Raw genomic sequence first — 15485 nt, 5'->3', positions numbered from 1 at the left:
AATAATGACCACCCGCATCCTACGGGGAGCGGAGGAGGGTAGCGGTGAAGCTTTGTTGGTGCTGTGTGAAATTGTGTAAGGGTTTTACTCAGGCGGGGGTGAGGGCGTATATCCTTTGCAGCTTGAAACTTTTTGCGACGGGTAGACCGCTTTCGCGAGCAGGCTCGCTCCCACAGTTGATTGAGGGTGTTCACACAATCTGCGTCCACTCCAGATCCCTTGTGGGAGCGAGCCTGCTCGCGAAAGCAATCTACCAGTCGCCACAGCACTTTCTGGAAACACCCATGCCCAACATCCTCCTGGTCGAAGACGACTCCGCGCTCTCCGAACTGATCGCCAGCTACCTGGAACGCAACGGCTATTCGGTCAGCGTGATCAGCCGTGGCGACCACGTGCGTGAACGCGCGCGGGTCAATCCGCCGGACCTGGTGATCCTCGACCTGATGCTGCCGGGCCTCGACGGCCTACAAGTCTGCCGCTTGCTGCGGGCGGATTCGGCGACGCTGCCGATCCTGATGCTCACCGCCCGCGATGACAGCCACGATCAAGTGCTGGGCCTGGAAATGGGCGCCGACGATTATGTCACCAAGCCCTGCGAGCCCCGCGTCCTGCTAGCCCGCGTGCGCACCTTGTTGCGCCGCAGCAGCCTTGGCGAACCACAGACCGCCAACGACCGCATCCTCATGGGCAACCTGTGCATCGATCTGTCCGAGCGCACCGTGACCTGGCGTGAGCAACTGGTCGAACTGTCCAGCGGCGAGTACAACCTGCTGGTGGTGCTTGCCCGGCATGCCGGCGAGGTGCTCAGCCGCGACCAGATCCTGCAGCGCCTGCGCGGTATCGAATTCAACGGCACCGACCGTTCGGTGGACGTGGCGATTTCCAAGTTGCGGCGCAAGTTCGACGACCACGCGGGCGAGGCGCGCAAGATCAAGACGGTATGGGGCAAGGGCTACCTGTTCAGCCGTTCCGAGTGGGAATGCTGAGACGATGTTCAGAATTCTGTTTCGCCTGTATCTGGTGACCATCGTCTCGTTCAGCGCGGCGATTTACCTGGTGCCGGACCTGGTGATCAAGGTCTTCCACGAGCGCTTCGTCACTTACAACCTCGACTATTCGCGCGGCTTGCAAACCCTCATCGTCAAACAGTTCCACGCCGTGCCCGAAGCGCAGTGGCCGGCGCTGGCGGTCGAGATGGACAAGGATTTCGCCCCGCTGCACATCGCGTTGACGCGCAATGACGACCCCGACTTCACTTTGTACGAGCGCGAACGCCTGCAAAGCGGCGAAAACGTGGTGCGCATCGGCGATTGGGGCTGGCGCACACTGGCTGTGGCGCCGCTGAACGCGGAGACGGTGGTGCAGATGATCGTGCCGCCGGACCCGATGGACGTCAGCCTGTTGTACTGGAGTATCAACGTGCTGATCGGGGCGACCATGCTCGCCTGCCTGCTACTGTGGCTGCGTCCGCACTGGCGCGACCTGGAGCGACTCAAAGGCACCGCCGAGCGTTTCGGCAAAGGCCACCTGAGCGAACGCACACGGATTTCCCGGCACTCCAACATCGGCAGCCTGGCCAATGTCTTCGACACCATGGCCGGCGACATCGAAAACCTGCTGAATCAGCAGCGCGACTTGCTTAACGCTGTCTCTCACGAACTGCGCACGCCGCTGACCCGCCTGGATTTCGGCCTGGCGCTGGCACTGTCCGATGACTTGCCCGTGACCAGTCGCGAGCGCTTGCAAGGGTTGGTCGCGCACATCCGTGAGCTGGATGAATTGGTCCTGGAATTGCTGTCCTACAGCCGCCTGCAAAACCCGGCGCAACTGCCGGAGCAGGTTGAAGTGGCGCTGGACGAGTTTATCGACAGCATTCTGGGCAGCGTTGATGAAGAGCTGGAATCGCCGCACATCGTCATGGATGTGCTGCTTCACGGCCAACTTGAACGCTTCACGCTCGACCCGCGCCTGACCGCCCGCGCGATCCAGAACCTGCTGCGCAACGCCATGCGTTATTGCGAAAAACGCATTCAGGTTGGCGTGCAGGTGTGTGCGAAGGGCTGTGAGATCTGGGTGGATGACGACGGGATCGGCATTCCGGATGACGAGCGGGAGCGGATTTTCGAGCCGTTCTATCGACTGGACCGCAGCCGGGACAGGGCCACGGGCGGGTTTGGTTTGGGGCTGGCGATCAGCCGTCGGGCGCTTGAAGCGCAGGGCGGCACGTTGACGGTTGAGCCATCGCCACTGGGCGGCGCACGTTTCCGGTTATGGCTGCCCACCCAACCCTGATCCAGCACCGACCGTTGTGGCGAGGGAGCTTGCTCCCGCTGGGCAGCGAAGCGGCCCCTTGCGTTCTGCCTGTTAAACCGTGTTTGCTGGTTTTACGACTGCTGCGCAGCCGAGCGGGAGCAAGCTCCCTCGCCACAGGAACGCGCAGAACTAGGTACTGAGCCGGGATCGTAATAACTTCGCCATGTCTTCGAGCTCCGCCGCCGGGTTGTGCCCGATCAGCATCCACGCGTGCTCCATGTCCGCCCAATACACGACGTTCATGCCGTGCCGACGCTCACGGGCGAAGTGCCGGCTGCCGCTATTGGAAAGCGTGACGCACAGCGCCATCGGACCATTCGCCGGGTCCAGGTAGGTGATCTGGGCAATCGGCACACCATCGTATTCGAGGATTTGCGCGCGCTTGAACTCAGAGCGCGGCAAGGTCAGCTTCGCGGGCGCAAGGTTCAGGCCCAGGCGCGTATCGATGGAGCGCAGTTGCGCAAGCTGGGTGGCTTCATCGCTGGGCAAGTGCTCCAGGGTTTCTGGCACGTAGAGGGCCATGTAATCCGCCACCAACCCGCGCCAATTGTGCTTTTCCTGGCTCAATTGCCAGCCGAGGAACAAGCGGTCCGCCAGCACGCTGCTGGCCACCAACCCGGCCGCGGCCGCCAGAAACCAGCGACGATCCATCGACGGGCGTTCCGGCGATGGCAAGGTGTCGAGCATGGACTGCAAACGATCCATGGGCGCCTGTTGCGACAATTGGGCAAACGCGTCCTTGAACGGCAGGCTGCTGCGGGCCAGCCATTGCAGGCGCAGGTTGAGCGTCGAATCCTCGGTGATGGCCGTGTCGATGCGGGCGCGTTGCTCGGCATCGAGCTGGTCGTCGAGGTAGGCCACGAGTTGCTCGTCTGAGGGTGTGGCGCGGTCGTTCATCGACGTTCTCCCGAGGAAGGGTTCGGTACAGCGTGCAGCGGTGGATATTCGGCCAGTTTCACACGTGCCGCGGCGAGCCGGCTCATGACCGTCCCGACGGGTACTTGCAGGACCTCGGCGACTTCGCGGTACGACAAACCTTCGACGTACGCCAGGTACACCGTTTCGCGCTGGGCTTCGGGCAACGCGTCGACACGCCGGATCACTTGAGCCGCGCGCACATGGGTTTGCGCCGCGTGCTCGCCGTCAAACGATAACTGGCTTTCTGCGTCTACCAATCCTTGCCCCTGACGCACCCGTCGCGCGCGCACTTCGTTGAGCCAGATCGAATGCAGAATGCTCAGCAGCCAGCGGTCCATGCGCGTGCCGGGGACAAACTGTCCGGCACGCTCCAGCGCCCGCACGCAGGTCGCCTGCACCAGGTCTTCAGCCACATGCCGTTGCCGGGACAGCAGCAAGCCATAGCGCCACAAACGCGCCAGATGTTGGCCCAGTTCTGCCCGTATTGCCTGATCGCTGGCGATAGCGACCTCCGTCGTTTATTCGGTGTCAGGTTTTCGATGAATCGTTTATCGCTTCAGCCAGGTCCTGGTATTCCTCGCAGGTGCTGCCGCAGATCGATTTGATGTGCTGCAACTGCTCTTGCGCCAGATCCAGCCGGCCTTTGATCACATACGCCTCGCCGAGGTACTCGCGCACTTGCGCATACTGCGGGTCGAGTTTGACCGATTGCAGGTAATAACCGATGCCTTCGTCGGTGCGCCCCAGTTTACGCGTAGCGTAGCCGCGATAGTTCAAGGCTTTGGCGGTGTTCGGTTCTTTCAGCGTATCGAGCAGGGCCAGGGCTTCTTCGTAGCGACCGTCCTTGGCCAGACGATAGGCGTAATTGGTGCGATCGGTATCCGGCAGCAGACTGCTGGTCTGCTTCAGGCATTTTTGCGATCTGGAGTCGTAGACCTGGCCTTTCGGGCAGTTCGGTTTGGCGGGCTCATCTTCGTCGCCATGGGCCAGGGCCAGGGAACTGGTCAGTGCTGCCGTCAGACAACCGGCAAGCAGCAGCGGGGCGGTGAAAACAGCAAAACGCAGGTTCATGGGCAAGGCTCCAGGGTTTGATCCACGATCGTTCGGGGTGCTGATACAAGAACACCGCAGCGTGAACAATTATTCATTTCTTTCTGGCGATCATTACGAGGAAAGCTTAAACCTTGGCGCTATGCTCGACAGCATTCGTTGTCCAGCGGAGAACTGCCATGAAAGACCACGTTCATCATTCTGCAGCGGCGGGATACAAAACCGGCGCCGACACCTATGTTCGCGGCCGCCCGGACTATCCGCCGGCCGTGGCCGACTGGTTGACCGGTACGCTGGGCTTGAACGCAGACAGCACCGTGATCGATCTTGGCGCTGGCACCGGCAAATTCACTGGCCGCTTGTTGGTGACCGGGGCTCAGGTGATTGCCGTCGAGCCCGTACCGCAGATGCTGGAAAAACTCTCCCTGGCCTATCCCGAGGTGTTGGCGGTGAGCGGCACCGCCATGGACCTGCCGCTGCCGGATTCCTGCGTGGACGTGGTGGTCTGCGCCCAGGCCTTTCACTGGTTTGCCAGCGCTGAAGCGCTGACCGAAATTGCCCGAGTCCTGAAACCTGGCGGGCGGTTGGGGTTGGTGTGGAACGTGCGCGATACCAAGGTGAGTTGGGTGCCGAAACTGGATGCGATCGTCAATGCGCTGGAAGGTGATACGCCACGTTATTACACCGGTGCCTGGCGTCGGGCGTTTCCTCATCCGGCGTTCGGGCCGTTGCGGGCGCAGCATTTCAGCCATGGTCATACAGGGGCGCCTGAGGATGTGATTTTCAATCGGGTGCGTTCAACCAGTTTTATTGCGGCGCTGCCGCAGGCGCAGCGGGCGAAGGTGGATGAGCAGGTTCGGGCGTTGATTGCCGGGGAGCCGGCGTTGCGTGGGCGGGATGTGGTGACGGTGCCTTATGAGACGGCGGCGTTTGTCGCGGTGAAGGGCTGTTAGATCGGCGGTGCGGCCTTCGCGAGCAGGCTCGCTCCCACAGGGGATTTGTGAACGCCATAAATCCAATGTGGGAGCGAGCCTGCTCGCGAAGGGGCCAGCCCGGACACCAAAGAACTTGAAGCCAGTCCCGCTTTTGGCCGAACCACTGCCTTACTCCCCCCCTCAATGCCTTGTTATAGTCCGGACCTCATTTTTTGCCCGGTAAAAGGATCACTGCCATGTCTCAGTACACCGCGTTCACCGTCGAACTCGCCGACAACATCGCCCATGTGCAGATCAACCGTCCGGAAAAGATCAACTCCATGAACGCCGCGTTCTGGAGCGAGATCATCGAAATATTCCAGTGGATCGACGACACCGATGAAGCGCGCGTGGTGGTGCTCAGTGGCGCCGGCAAGCATTTCTCTTCCGGCATCGATCTGATGATGCTGGCCGGCGTGGCCAATGAACTGGGCAAGGATGTCGGCCGCAATGCACGTCTGCTGCGCCGCAAGATCCTCGCCCTGCAAGCGTCGTTCAATGCCGTCGATAATTGCCGCAAGCCAGTGCTGGCGGCAATTCAGGGCTATTGCCTGGGTGGCGCGATTGATCTGATCGCTGCGTGTGACATGCGTTACGCCGCCGAAGACGCACAATTCTCGATCAAGGAAATCGACATCGGCATGGCCGCCGATGTAGGCACTTTGCAACGCTTGCCGCGTATCATCGGTGACGGCATGCTGCGTGAACTGGCTTACACTGGTCGCACGTTTGGCGCCGAGGAAGCGCGCAGCATCGGCCTGGTCAATCGCGTTTACAGCGACAGTGCCAGCCTGCTGGATGGCGTCATGGGCATTGCCCGGGAAATCGCCAGCAAGTCGCCGATTGCGGTCACCGGCACCAAAGAGATGATCAGCTACATGCGTGACCACCGCATCGACGACGGCCTCGAATACGTCGCCACTTGGAACGCCGCCATGCTGCAATCCACTGATTTGCGCGTGGCCATGGCCGCCCATATGAGCAAACAGAAACCCGAATTTCTGGACTGATTAAACATGACTTCACGCTGGACCACCGCAGTACTGGACACCGACCTACCCGGCGGCTGGGCCGTGGCCCGTAGCCCGGAAGGCTTCCTGTTCGATGACAATGGCGCGCTGTTCCCGCGTGAATGGCTCAAGCGCCAGGACTTGTCGATTCTCGCCGAACACGGCATTGGCCATCTCGACGGTGAGCCGGTCTACCTGCTGGAACTGCGCAGTGCCAGCGAGGTGGCGGGTTGCAACTGGAAAGGCCTGCGCGCGTTCATGCTCGAGGGCGATCACACGGTGTACAAGGTGCTCGGCTATGCCGCGCAAATTGGCACCTGGTACCGCGAGCATCGCTTTTGCGGCAACTGTGGTCAGGCCGCAACACAGGTTCCGCGTGAGCGGGCGATGTACTGCGAGCCGTGTGATTTGCGCTATTACCCACGGATCTCGCCGAGCATGATCGTACTGGTAACCCGTGGCGATGAAGTGCTTCTGGCGCGTTCGCCGCGTTTTGTCAGCGGGGTCTACAGCACGTTGGCCGGGTTTGCCGAGCCGGGTGAGTCGGCCGAGGACTGCCTGATTCGTGAGGTTCGCGAGGAAGTGCAGATCGAGGTCAAGAACATCCAGTACCTGGGCAGCCAGTGCTGGCCGTTCCCGCATTCGATGATGCTCGGCTTCCATGCCGAGTACGCCGGCGGCGAGATCGTCTGTCAGGAAGACGAAATCGAGGACGCCCAGTGGTTCAACGTCCACGCGCTACCGCCGTTGCCGGCGTCGCGCTCGATTGCCCGTTACCTGATCGACGTCTATGTGGCGCGGCGCTTAGGCCACGCTGAACCAGTGCTGCCAAGCTAAGCGCACGGTCAAGCCCAGCACCACGGTGATAAACACCGGACGGATGAACTTCGCGCCGCCGCTGATGGCGGTGCGAGCACCAAAGAATGCGCCGGCCATCACCGACACGCCCATGCTCAGGCCGATGATCCAGTCCACCTGCCCGGAAAACACAAACACCGACAGCGCCGCAATGTTGCTGACGAAGTTCATGCTGCGCGCCACGCCGCTGGCCTTCACCAGGTCGATGGGGTACATCAGCAGCGTGCTGACGGTCCAGAATGCGCCAGTACCGGGACCGGCCACACCGTCGTAGAAACCGAGGCTGAAGCCTTGGGTCGATTGCCACTTTTTCTTGATCGGTGCATCGCTGTCCAGCGGAGCCTTGGGTGTGCCACCGAACAACAGGTACACGCCGCAGGCGAAGACGATCACCGGGAGCATTTTGTTCAGCCACTCGGCGGGCAAGTAATGCGCGACGATGGCACCGGTCAATGCACCGACAAGGGTGCCGACGATGGCATGCACCCACTGCCGCGGATGGAACAGCTTGCGCCGGTAGAAGGTGAAGCTGGCGGTGGCCGAACCGAAGGTCGAACTCAACTTGTTGGTGCCCAGCACCAGGTGCGGCGGCAGGCCAGCGGTGAGCAGTGCCGGCGTGGTGAGCAAGCCGCCACCTCCGGCAATCGCGTCGATGAAACCGGCAATAAAGGCAACGACGGCCAGAATGGCCAGGGTGGTGAGGTCAACGCTGAGTTCGAAAGGCATGGAATCGGCTTATTCGGCGGGGTGCAGGAAAGGGCTGCGGGGAAGGGGCGGTATCTTACCTAGATCCGACTTCTGCGGCGACTTGTCTGGCCCCATCAGCTCAATCTGTTGCCCCACCAACAGTGCATCGACAAATCGCCCTGATGCCCGACAGCCAATCCCCCTGAAAACCCCGCAAAACCACCATTTCAGCACTGGCACGGTTGCTGCTCTAACCCTTGGCACATCCCTGAGTCCCGAGGACACGCCAATGAGTCAGCAAGCCGTCAAATTTGCCTACTGGGTGCCGAACGTCAGCGGCGGGCTGGTGGTCAGCAAGATCGAGCAACGCACCCACTGGGGCATCGACTACAACCGCAAACTGGCGCAACTGGCCGAAGCCGCGGGGTTCGAATACGCCCTGACCCAAATCCGCTTCACGGCCGGTTACGGCGCCGAATACCAGCATGAGTCGGTTGCCTTCAGTCACGCGCTGCTGGCCGCCACCACCACACTCAAAGTGATCGCCGCGATCCTGCCCGGCCCGTGGCAACCGGCGCTGGCGGCCAAGCAGTTGGCGACCATCGATCAACTGACCAATGGACGAGTCGCGGTGAACATCGTCAGCGGCTGGTTCAAAGGTGAGTTTCAGGCGATTGGCGAGCATTGGCTGGAGCACGACGAGCGATATCGCCGTTCCGAGGAGTTCATACGTTCGCTCAAGGGCATCTGGAGCCAGGACAACTTCACCTTTCGCGGCGACTTCTACCGTTTCGACAACTACAGCCTCAAACCCAAGCCGCTGGGCCAGCCGGAAATCTTTCAGGGCGGCAGCTCGCGTGCCGCCCGAGACATGGCGGCGCGGGTGTCGGATTGGTACTTCACCAACGGCAACACCCCAGAAGGCATCAAGGCGCAAGTCGACGATATCCGCGTGAAGGCTGCCGAGAATAATCATTCGGTGAAAATCGGCGTGAATGCGTTTGTCATCGCTCGGGACACCGAAGAAGAGGCAAGGGCGGTGCTGGCACAAATCATCGATCAGGCCGATCCGGAGGCAGTGAATGCCTTTGGCGATGCGGCGAAACAAGCTGGCAAGGCGTCGCCGGAAGGTGAGGGCAATTGGGCGAAGTCGACGTTTGAAGATCTGGTGCAATACAACGATGGCTTCAAGACCAACCTGATCGGCACGCCGCAACAGATTGCCGAGCGGATCGTGGCACTGAAGGCGGTGGGCGTGGACCTGGTGTTGGCGGGGTTTCTGCATTTTCAGGAAGAGGTGGAGTATTTCGGCCAGCGCGTCTTGCCGTTGGTGCGTGAGCTAGAGGCCAAGGCACAATCCAAACCGGCCACCGCAGCCGCATAACCCACACAAAACCCCTGTAGGAGTGAGCCTGCTCGCGATTGAGGTGTATCAGTCAATGTATGTATCGACTGACACTCAGCCATCGCGAGCAGGCTCACTCCTACAGTTTGAATTTACAGTCCCAGGTCAGACAGCCCCGGATGATCATCCGGCCGACGTCCCAGCGGCCAGTGGAACTTGCGCTCGCTTTCCTTGATCGGCAGGTCGTTGATGCAGGCAAACCGGTTAGCCATCAGCCCGTTCTCATCAAATTCCCAGTTTTCGTTGCCGTAGGAACGGAACCAGTTGCCCGAGTCGTCGTGCCATTCATAGGCATAGCGCACGGCGATGCGGTTGCCGGTGAAGGCCCAGAGTTCCTTGATCAGGCGGTAATCCAGTTCCTTGGCCCATTTGCGGGTCAGGAAACCTTTGGCTTCTTCGCGGTTGTAGGCGAACTCGGCGCGGTTACGCCATTTGGTGTCCAGGCTGTAGGCCAGCGACACCCGTTGCGGGTCGCGAGAGTTCCAGCCGTCTTCGGCCAGGCGAACTTTTTCGATGGCCGACTCGCGGGTGAAAGGGGGCAATGGCGGACGAACTTCAGCGTTAGACATGTAAAGTCTCCCAATAAAAGTAAAGTTCAAACACGTTGTAGCGCTTATATAAAGTGTTACAGGTCCAATAACTTTCGCGCCATGCATTGCGCATTATCGGCGGCACTGTGATCACCCATGACAAGCGCCACGGTAATGGCGCCGTCGATCAGGATCAGCAGCTGTCTGGCCGTCTTCTCCGGATCGGTGGCGCCATGTTCGGTGCAGAGCTCGCGTACGTAGTCGAGCAGCTTCTGTTTGTGTTCCTTGGCGACCAGGCGGACCGGATCTTGCGGGTCGCCGGTTTCGCCGCTGGTGTTGATGAAGGCGCAGCCGCGGAAGCCTTCGGAGGCGAACCAGGCTTTGAGCACGGTAAACAGATTGAGCAGACGATCGGCCGGTGTTTCAGCCTGATCAACGGCGGTTTTGTACCAGTGCATCCAGCGCACGTCGCGGCGTTGCAGGGCCGCGACGGTCAGCTCCTCCTTGTTGGCGAAGTAGCGGTAGATACTTTTTCTGGAGACGCCGGCGGTTTTCACCAGAAGGTCCATGCCGGTGGCCGCGATGCCACTTTTATAGATCAACTTTTCGGTGACATCCAGAATGATGTCGCGTGTGGTGTTGCTGGTTAATTCGTTCATGTGGCAAACAGTAGAACGTTCGTTCTCCATGGTCAACTTAAAATTTTCATTGTTGGTTATGGCCTATTCGCGAGCAGGCTCGCTCCCACAGGAGAGTGCATTTCAAATGTGGGAGCGAGCCTGCTCGCGAAGGCGGTATTACAGACAGTAACAAGACCCGAACCGATCCATGGTGTAAGCTCTTGAATTCTCCGGATTCGACCCATTGCGAGCCCTATGCCGTCGCTTTTCAAACGCTCTCTGCTGCCCAAACTGCGCAGTTTTCCGCTGACCGCCGATGCCGTCACCATCCTTTCCGGCGCTGCCGAGTTTCGTCGTTGCCTGCTGGAGAAAATCGCCCAGGCCACGCACCGCATCTATATCGTCGCGCTGTACCTGCAACAGGACGAAGCCGGGCAGGAAATCCTCGATGCCTTGCACGCCGCCAAACTGGTGCGTCCGCAATTGGACGTGGTCGTGGTGGTGGACTGGCTGCGCGCCCAGCGCGGCTTGATTGGTGCGGGCAAGCAACCGGGCAACTCGGCGTGGTATCAGGAAGCGACCCGCACCCACGCCAGTGAAGTGCCGGTGTATGGCGTGCCGGTGCAGACCCGCGAGCTGTTCGGCGTGCTGCATTTGAAAGGCTTCGTCATCGATGACTGCGTGATCTACAGCGGCGCGAGCCTGAACAACGTGTACCTGCACAAGTTCGACAAATACCGCTTCGACCGTTATCACGTGCTGCAGAACCAGGCGCTGGCCAACTCCATGCAGCACCTGATCCAGCACGGTTTCATCGCGTCCAAAGCCGTGCACCGCCTCGACTTGCCGAACCTGCCGACCACCCGCAGCCTGCGCAATGACATCGGCGACCTGCGCAGCCGTCTCAAGCACGCGGCCTACGACACCACGGCGGGCACCACGCTCAAAGGTGGTTTGTGCGTCAGTCCCTTGCTCGGTGTGGGCAAGAACAATCCATTGAACCGGGTGATTTGCGAGCTGATCGCCAGCGCCCAGCATCAACTGACCATTTGCACGCCGTACTTCAACCTGCCGCTGGCCGTGACCCGGGAAATCAACCGGGCGCTGGGCCGGGGCGTGAAGGTCGACATTGTGGTCGGCGACAAGACCGCCAACGACTTCTATATCCCGCCGAGCGAGCCGTTCAAGGTGATTGCGGCGCTGCCGTATCTCTACGAAATCAGCCTGCGACGTTTTGCCAAACGCCATCAACACAGCATCGACAGCGGCAAGTTGAACCTGCATTTGTGGCGTGACGGCGACAACACCTATCACCTCAAAGGCATGTGGATCGACCAGCGCTACACCTTGCTGACCGGCAACAACCTCAACCCGCGCGCGTTCCGTCTCGACCTGGAAAACGCACTGCTGATCGATGACCCGAAAGGCGAGTTGCTCGAGCCGCGCAAGGCTGAGCTGGTGGAGATTTTCCAGAACACAAAGCGCATCGAGCGTTACCAGGACCTCGAAACGCTGCTGGACTACCCGCCGGCCGTGGCCAAGTTCCTCACGCGCGTCAGTCGGGTGCGGATCGAGCGGTTGCTCTATCGGATTCTGTAAGGCTGCGCGCTGCCGGGGGCTTTGGCCACAGGGCCACCAGCAGCAGTAACGCCGCGGCCACCAGATAGGGCAGGCGCGGTTCGAGGTCGTAGATCAAGGTGGCTGCCAGTGGCCCGATGACCACGCCAAAGCCTTGCGCAGCGCCGATAGAGCCCGCCGTCGCGCCTTGCTCCGAGGCATCCACGGCGTTTGCCGCCAGCGCTGCGAACGACGGAAAGATCAACCCCATCCCGCCCGCCGACACGAAAAAGCACAGCCACAAGCCCCACGCGGTATTTGCCAGGATGCTGCCGGCAAATCCCACGGACGCCACCAGTGCACCCGCGCGGATCAACCGCAGCGGCGGCCATTCCAGTCGGCGCACCACCAGTTGCGAACAGATCAGCGCGAACCCGACCATGGTCAGGGCGATGCCCGCCGTTTGCGCGGCGTCGGCCGGGCTCATGCCGAGTCGGTCGAGGGCGAAGAAGCCGACGGTGATCTGCGCAATCGACACACACAACATCGCCACAAACGCGACCGCCATCGGCCGGCGCAGGCGCGGATCATTCAGGTGGACCTTGCGCGGAACTTGCCGCAGGTGCAATTCTTGGCCCTTGAGCTTGAAGCGCAACACCAGAAAGGCCAGCAACGGCAGGACAGCCATGGCGTAGAACGGCAGGCTCAAACTGAAACGCGAGAGCAACGCAGCGATGGCCGGCCCGATCACCAGGCCACAGGCGTTGGCCGCACCTAACGCCGCCATGGCTTTGGCGCGGTGCTGCGGCTCGATGTTGTCGGCGATCAGCGCGTTGCCTCCCACCGGGATCGCGGCATAGAACACGCCGATCAAGCCACGGCCGATCATCAAGCCGATGAACCCCAGCAACGCGGATGGCAAGAATCGCAATGAAGCGTCGATGAACAGGCACAAGGCCCAATAGGCGAGGGTGAAACCGGCGGTGGCGATCAGCAGAATACGGCGCCGGCCATAGCGGTCGCTGGCCTGGCCCCACGGACGGGCCAGCAGCATCCAGATCACCCCGGACACGGTAACCGCCGCACCGGCCTGCCACGTGGCCAGGCCCAGCACCCGGGCAATCGGGCCGATCAACGAGACGAACGCCATCATCGACATGGAGCAGGCCATGTTGGCGACCATTAATGGGCGCAGGTCGAAGGCGGGGGTGGTCATGAGGTGAGTCTTCCGTGAGCTTTTGTTGTTTGCGGGGGATGGTAGCGCGGGTATGGGAAAGGCGGGGGGAATATCGGTGGTAGTGATAATGCCTTCGCGAGCAGGCTCGCTCCCACACTGGATTTGTGAACGACACAAACCCCCTGTGGGAGCGAGCCTGCTCGCGAAGGGGACAGCCCAGACGCTACAAAAACTCAGTTCAACCCGAGCTTGCCCCGCAACGTCGACAAATCTTCAGCCAACGTATTCACCGGCCCAACCAGCGCTTTACGGTCGCTCTCTTTCACTTTGTCATACGTTTCGAAACCACCGTCCTTGGTCTTGTACTTGGCCAGGATCTTGTCCACGGTCGCGAAGTTCTTGTCGACCTTGGCGATGAACGCTGCATCCTGCTTCTGGATCTGCGGACGGAACAAATCAACTATTTTCTTCGCGCCGTCGACGTTGCCCTGGAAGTCATACAGGTCGGTGTGGCTGTAACGGTCTTCTTCGCCGGAGATCTTGGTCGCCGCCACTTCTTCCAGCAACGCCGCGGCGCCGCCGACGACTTTCTCAGGCGGGAAGGTCAGGCCGGCCACGCGGGTTTGCAGGTCCTTGACGTCTTTGTTCAAGCCGTCGGCGAGGTCGCCCAGGCCCTGGGTGCTTTTCTCCGAGAACAGCGTGTATTCGATGCGGTGGAAACCGGTGAAGTCTTCAGCTTTCACGCCTTTTTCGTGGTCGTCGACACGGGAGTCGATGGACGCGTCCAGGTCACTGAACAGCTCGGCAATTGGCTCGATCGACTCGTAGTAGACGCGGGTCGGGGCGTAGAGCTTTTGCGCGGTGGCCAGGTCACCTTTTTTCACCGCGTCGGTGAATTGCTGGGTGTGGCTGGCCAGTTCGTCCAGTTGTTCGGTGACGTAGATCTTGTAGTCCGACACCGGCCCCACCAGGTCCAACGGCGCTGTCGCCGCGAACGCTGAAAGCGCAGGGTTGAGCAAGCCAAGGGTCAGCAGCAAAGCGAGGGGCGACTTTTTCATGGGGCGGTTCCGTGTTGGGAGTTGTTATGCGGTGGTTGTTGAATGGGTGGCGTCCAGCAGCGAGCGACCGACGAAGTCCTGATCGCCCGTGACACCCGGCAGGGTGAAGAAATAGCCGCCGCCGACGGGCTTGAGGTATTCCTCCAGCGGTTCGCCGTTCAGTCGGGTTTGTACGGTGATGAAGCCTTTTTCCAGATCGGCCTGGTAACAGATGAACAGCAGGCCCATGTCGAGCTGACCGTTCTTGTTCACGCCATTGGAGTAGTTGAACGGCCGGCGCAGGATCAGGTTGGCCTGGGTCGCGGCGGTACGCGGGTTGGCCAGGCGGATGTGCGCGTCGAGTTTGGTCAATTTGCCTTCCGGGTCCTTGGCGTAGTCCGGAACCTCGGTTTCATGGGCGCCGCCCATGGGGGCTCCGGAGCTTTTGACGCGTCCGAGGATGCTTTCCTGTTCCTGCAACGGCGTGCGGTCCCAGCGCTCAACGAAGTTGCGGATGATCCGCACCGCTTGATAGCTGCCATTCGCCGCCCAGGCCGGTTCATCGCTGCCAGGCTGGACCCAGACGACGCTATCCATGGTCTTGGCGTTGTTGGAATCCGGATTCGCCGAACCGTCGCGGAAACCGAGGAAGTTGCGCGCGCTCTGTGCCGGAACACCCGGTTTCGCCGGGGCTTGCGGCGGCACGCTGCCTTCCTGCTTCCAGCGCACCAGCAGCAAATCCGGGAGGTTTTTCACGATGTCGCGCAGGGCGTGGATGTTGGTGTCAGTGGTGTTGGAACAGAACTGCAAGCTCAGGTCGCCGTGGCAGCAGTCAGCTTCCAGCGCATCGTTGGGGAAACCGACCATGCGGATCAGGCGTTTGGGCTTGACGCCCGCCAGTCCGAAACGCTCATCAAACAGCGACTCGCCCACCGAGACGGTAATAGTCAGATTGTCCGGGGTCACCACTGGGCCGAGAATCCCGGAGTCCACCGGCGGCAGTTTTGGATCGACCTGGGTCACCGGGCCGCCCTTCATCAAAAACGCGATGCGCTCGTTGAGGGTACGGAACAGCCGCTCGAGGTCTTCGCGGTCACTGGCCAACACATCAAACGACACCAGCATGCCGGAGGCCGGGCGCGGGGTGACGATGCCAGTCTGGTATTTGCCATGGAACGCATGGCGGTCTTCGGTCTTGTCGCTGCTCGGCGCTTCGGTGACTTGCGCGGGGCTGGCGGCCATCGCCGGGCAGCTCAGGGCGGTGCCGGCCAGTGCCACGCCGGCGGCGCCCATGCCCATCAAGACCCGGCGACGCTGGAGGTTGAATTGCTCTGAATCGTTCATCTGAA

Annotated in this window: 16 protein-coding genes; 7 read left to right on the top strand and 9 right to left on the bottom strand. The window is 61.0% G+C overall.

Translation table 11 applies throughout. The features are described 5' to 3' along the window. Positions 1-284 precede the first annotated feature (284 nt). The gene (locus tag ACWKV5_RS17600) at positions 285-986 is read left to right on the top strand and encodes a response regulator (protein WP_123431727.1); all 702 of its coding nucleotides are present in this window, start codon (positions 285-287) and stop codon (positions 984-986) included. Between the two features lie 4 nt (positions 987-990). Next, positions 991-2292 carry an ATP-binding protein gene (locus ACWKV5_RS17595; RefSeq protein WP_483842321.1) on the top strand — a complete coding sequence of 434 codons (1302 nt, stop codon included), beginning with the start codon at positions 991-993 and terminating at the stop codon, positions 2290-2292. 150 nt (positions 2293-2442) lie between these two features. Here ACWKV5_RS17595 and ACWKV5_RS17590 read toward each other — a convergent pair whose 3' ends face one another. Genes ACWKV5_RS17590 through ACWKV5_RS17580 form a run of 3 tightly spaced genes read right to left on the bottom strand, consistent with a single transcriptional unit; the run spans position 2443 to position 4302 of the window. Then, a complete protein-coding gene (locus ACWKV5_RS17590) occupies positions 2443-3210 on the bottom strand; it encodes an anti-sigma factor family protein (protein ID WP_483842320.1) in 768 nt (255 codons plus the stop codon). After that, entirely contained in the window at positions 3207-3704 is a 498-nt protein-coding gene (locus tag ACWKV5_RS17585) for an RNA polymerase sigma factor (protein WP_081743930.1), read from the bottom strand. Before ACWKV5_RS17585 ends, ACWKV5_RS17590 begins: the two co-directional genes overlap by 4 nt. Positions 3705-3759: 55 nt before the next feature. Further along, positions 3760-4302, bottom strand: coding sequence for a tetratricopeptide repeat protein (locus ACWKV5_RS17580; protein ID WP_483842319.1), 543 nt, complete (start codon positions 4300-4302; stop codon positions 3760-3762). A gap of 158 nt (positions 4303-4460) precedes the next feature. Between ACWKV5_RS17580 and ACWKV5_RS17575 the strand changes: the two genes are divergently transcribed. The 3 genes from ACWKV5_RS17575 (at position 4461) to nudC (ending at position 7102) form a co-directional block, all read left to right on the top strand. Further along, entirely contained in the window at positions 4461-5234 is a 774-nt protein-coding gene (locus ACWKV5_RS17575) for a class I SAM-dependent methyltransferase (protein ID WP_483842318.1), read from the top strand. A gap of 218 nt (positions 5235-5452) precedes the next feature. Then, positions 5453-6265 carry a crotonase/enoyl-CoA hydratase family protein gene (locus ACWKV5_RS17570; RefSeq protein ID WP_483842317.1) on the top strand — a complete coding sequence of 271 codons (813 nt, stop codon included), beginning with the start codon at positions 5453-5455 and terminating at the stop codon, positions 6263-6265. A 6-nt stretch (positions 6266-6271) separates the two neighbouring features. Beyond that, complete coding sequence (gene nudC, locus ACWKV5_RS17565; protein ID WP_483842316.1) at positions 6272-7102, top strand: NAD(+) diphosphatase; 831 nt, start codon at positions 6272-6274, stop codon at positions 7100-7102. On the opposite strand, the gene ACWKV5_RS17560 is transcribed toward nudC, so the two are convergent. Beyond that, positions 7070-7849: a TSUP family transporter gene (locus ACWKV5_RS17560; RefSeq protein ID WP_140669240.1), complete on the bottom strand. Its 780-nt coding sequence runs from the start codon at positions 7847-7849 to the stop codon at positions 7070-7072. The two genes, nudC and ACWKV5_RS17560, sit on opposite strands and share 33 nt — an antisense overlap. A gap of 250 nt (positions 7850-8099) precedes the next feature. On the opposite strand from ACWKV5_RS17560, the gene sfnG reads away from it, so the two are divergent. Next, a complete protein-coding gene (sfnG, locus tag ACWKV5_RS17555) occupies positions 8100-9194 on the top strand; it encodes a dimethylsulfone monooxygenase SfnG (RefSeq protein ID WP_483842315.1) in 1095 nt (364 codons plus the stop codon). Between the two features lie 113 nt (positions 9195-9307). On the opposite strand, the gene ACWKV5_RS17550 is transcribed toward sfnG, so the two are convergent. Both ACWKV5_RS17550 and ACWKV5_RS17545 read right to left on the bottom strand, forming a co-directional pair. Continuing rightward, a complete protein-coding gene (locus ACWKV5_RS17550) occupies positions 9308-9784 on the bottom strand; it encodes a nuclear transport factor 2 family protein (protein WP_483842314.1) in 477 nt (158 codons plus the stop codon). A 56-nt stretch (positions 9785-9840) separates the two neighbouring features. Continuing rightward, positions 9841-10404 (bottom strand): TetR/AcrR family transcriptional regulator, encoded by a 564-nt coding sequence (locus ACWKV5_RS17545; RefSeq protein ID WP_483842313.1) that lies wholly within the window; start codon positions 10402-10404, stop codon positions 9841-9843. Between the two features lie 216 nt (positions 10405-10620). On the opposite strand from ACWKV5_RS17545, the gene pssA reads away from it, so the two are divergent. Then, positions 10621-11964 (top strand): CDP-diacylglycerol--serine O-phosphatidyltransferase, encoded by a 1344-nt coding sequence (gene pssA, locus ACWKV5_RS17540; protein ID WP_483842312.1) that lies wholly within the window; start codon positions 10621-10623, stop codon positions 11962-11964. Here pssA and ACWKV5_RS17535 read toward each other — a convergent pair. From ACWKV5_RS17535 to efeB, 3 genes are all read right to left on the bottom strand, one after another. Next, a complete protein-coding gene (locus tag ACWKV5_RS17535) occupies positions 11921-13138 on the bottom strand; it encodes an MFS transporter (RefSeq protein ID WP_483842311.1) in 1218 nt (405 codons plus the stop codon). The two genes, pssA and ACWKV5_RS17535, sit on opposite strands and share 44 nt — an antisense overlap. Before the next feature lie 194 nt (positions 13139-13332). Further along, positions 13333-14157, bottom strand: coding sequence for an iron uptake system protein EfeO (efeO, locus tag ACWKV5_RS17530; RefSeq protein ID WP_483842310.1), 825 nt, complete (start codon positions 14155-14157; stop codon positions 13333-13335). Positions 14158-14181: 24 nt separating this feature from the next. Then, on the bottom strand, positions 14182-15480 hold the full coding sequence (gene efeB, locus ACWKV5_RS17525; protein WP_483842309.1) for an iron uptake transporter deferrochelatase/peroxidase subunit: 1299 nt from the start codon (positions 15478-15480) through the stop codon (positions 14182-14184). Positions 15481-15485 lie beyond the last annotated feature (5 nt).

It is taken from the genome of Pseudomonas oplopanacis (assembly GCF_057128725.1).
This window is presented reverse-complemented; position numbering and strand designations above follow the sequence as displayed.

Excerpts from the sequence above, each read along its gene's own strand:
- ACWKV5_RS17575 (WP_483842318.1), top strand. The coding sequence starts at position 4,461 with ATGAAAGACCACGTTCATCATTCTGCAGCGGCGGGATACAAAACCGGC.
- ACWKV5_RS17595 (WP_483842321.1), top strand. The coding sequence starts at position 991 with ATGTTCAGAATTCTGTTTCGCCTGTATCTGGTGACCATCGTCTCGTTC.
- ACWKV5_RS17600 (WP_123431727.1), top strand. The coding sequence starts at position 285 with ATGCCCAACATCCTCCTGGTCGAAGACGACTCCGCGCTCTCCGAACTG.
- ACWKV5_RS17535 (WP_483842311.1), bottom strand. The coding sequence starts at position 13,138 with ATGACCACCCCCGCCTTCGACCTGCGCCCATTAATGGTCGCCAACATG.
- ACWKV5_RS17545 (WP_483842313.1), bottom strand. The coding sequence starts at position 10,404 with ATGAACGAATTAACCAGCAACACCACACGCGACATCATTCTGGATGTC.
- ACWKV5_RS17580 (WP_483842319.1), bottom strand. The coding sequence starts at position 4,302 with ATGAACCTGCGTTTTGCTGTTTTCACCGCCCCGCTGCTGCTTGCCGGT.
- pssA (WP_483842312.1), top strand. The coding sequence starts at position 10,621 with ATGCCGTCGCTTTTCAAACGCTCTCTGCTGCCCAAACTGCGCAGTTTT.
- sfnG (WP_483842315.1), top strand. The coding sequence starts at position 8,100 with ATGAGTCAGCAAGCCGTCAAATTTGCCTACTGGGTGCCGAACGTCAGC.
- ACWKV5_RS17560 (WP_140669240.1), bottom strand. The coding sequence starts at position 7,849 with ATGCCTTTCGAACTCAGCGTTGACCTCACCACCCTGGCCATTCTGGCC.
- nudC (WP_483842316.1), top strand. The coding sequence starts at position 6,272 with ATGACTTCACGCTGGACCACCGCAGTACTGGACACCGACCTACCCGGC.
- ACWKV5_RS17570 (WP_483842317.1), top strand. The coding sequence starts at position 5,453 with ATGTCTCAGTACACCGCGTTCACCGTCGAACTCGCCGACAACATCGCC.
- ACWKV5_RS17590 (WP_483842320.1), bottom strand. The coding sequence starts at position 3,210 with ATGAACGACCGCGCCACACCCTCAGACGAGCAACTCGTGGCCTACCTC.
- ACWKV5_RS17550 (WP_483842314.1), bottom strand. The coding sequence starts at position 9,784 with ATGTCTAACGCTGAAGTTCGTCCGCCATTGCCCCCTTTCACCCGCGAG.
- efeB (WP_483842309.1), bottom strand. The coding sequence starts at position 15,480 with ATGAACGATTCAGAGCAATTCAACCTCCAGCGTCGCCGGGTCTTGATG.
- efeO (WP_483842310.1), bottom strand. The coding sequence starts at position 14,157 with ATGAAAAAGTCGCCCCTCGCTTTGCTGCTGACCCTTGGCTTGCTCAAC.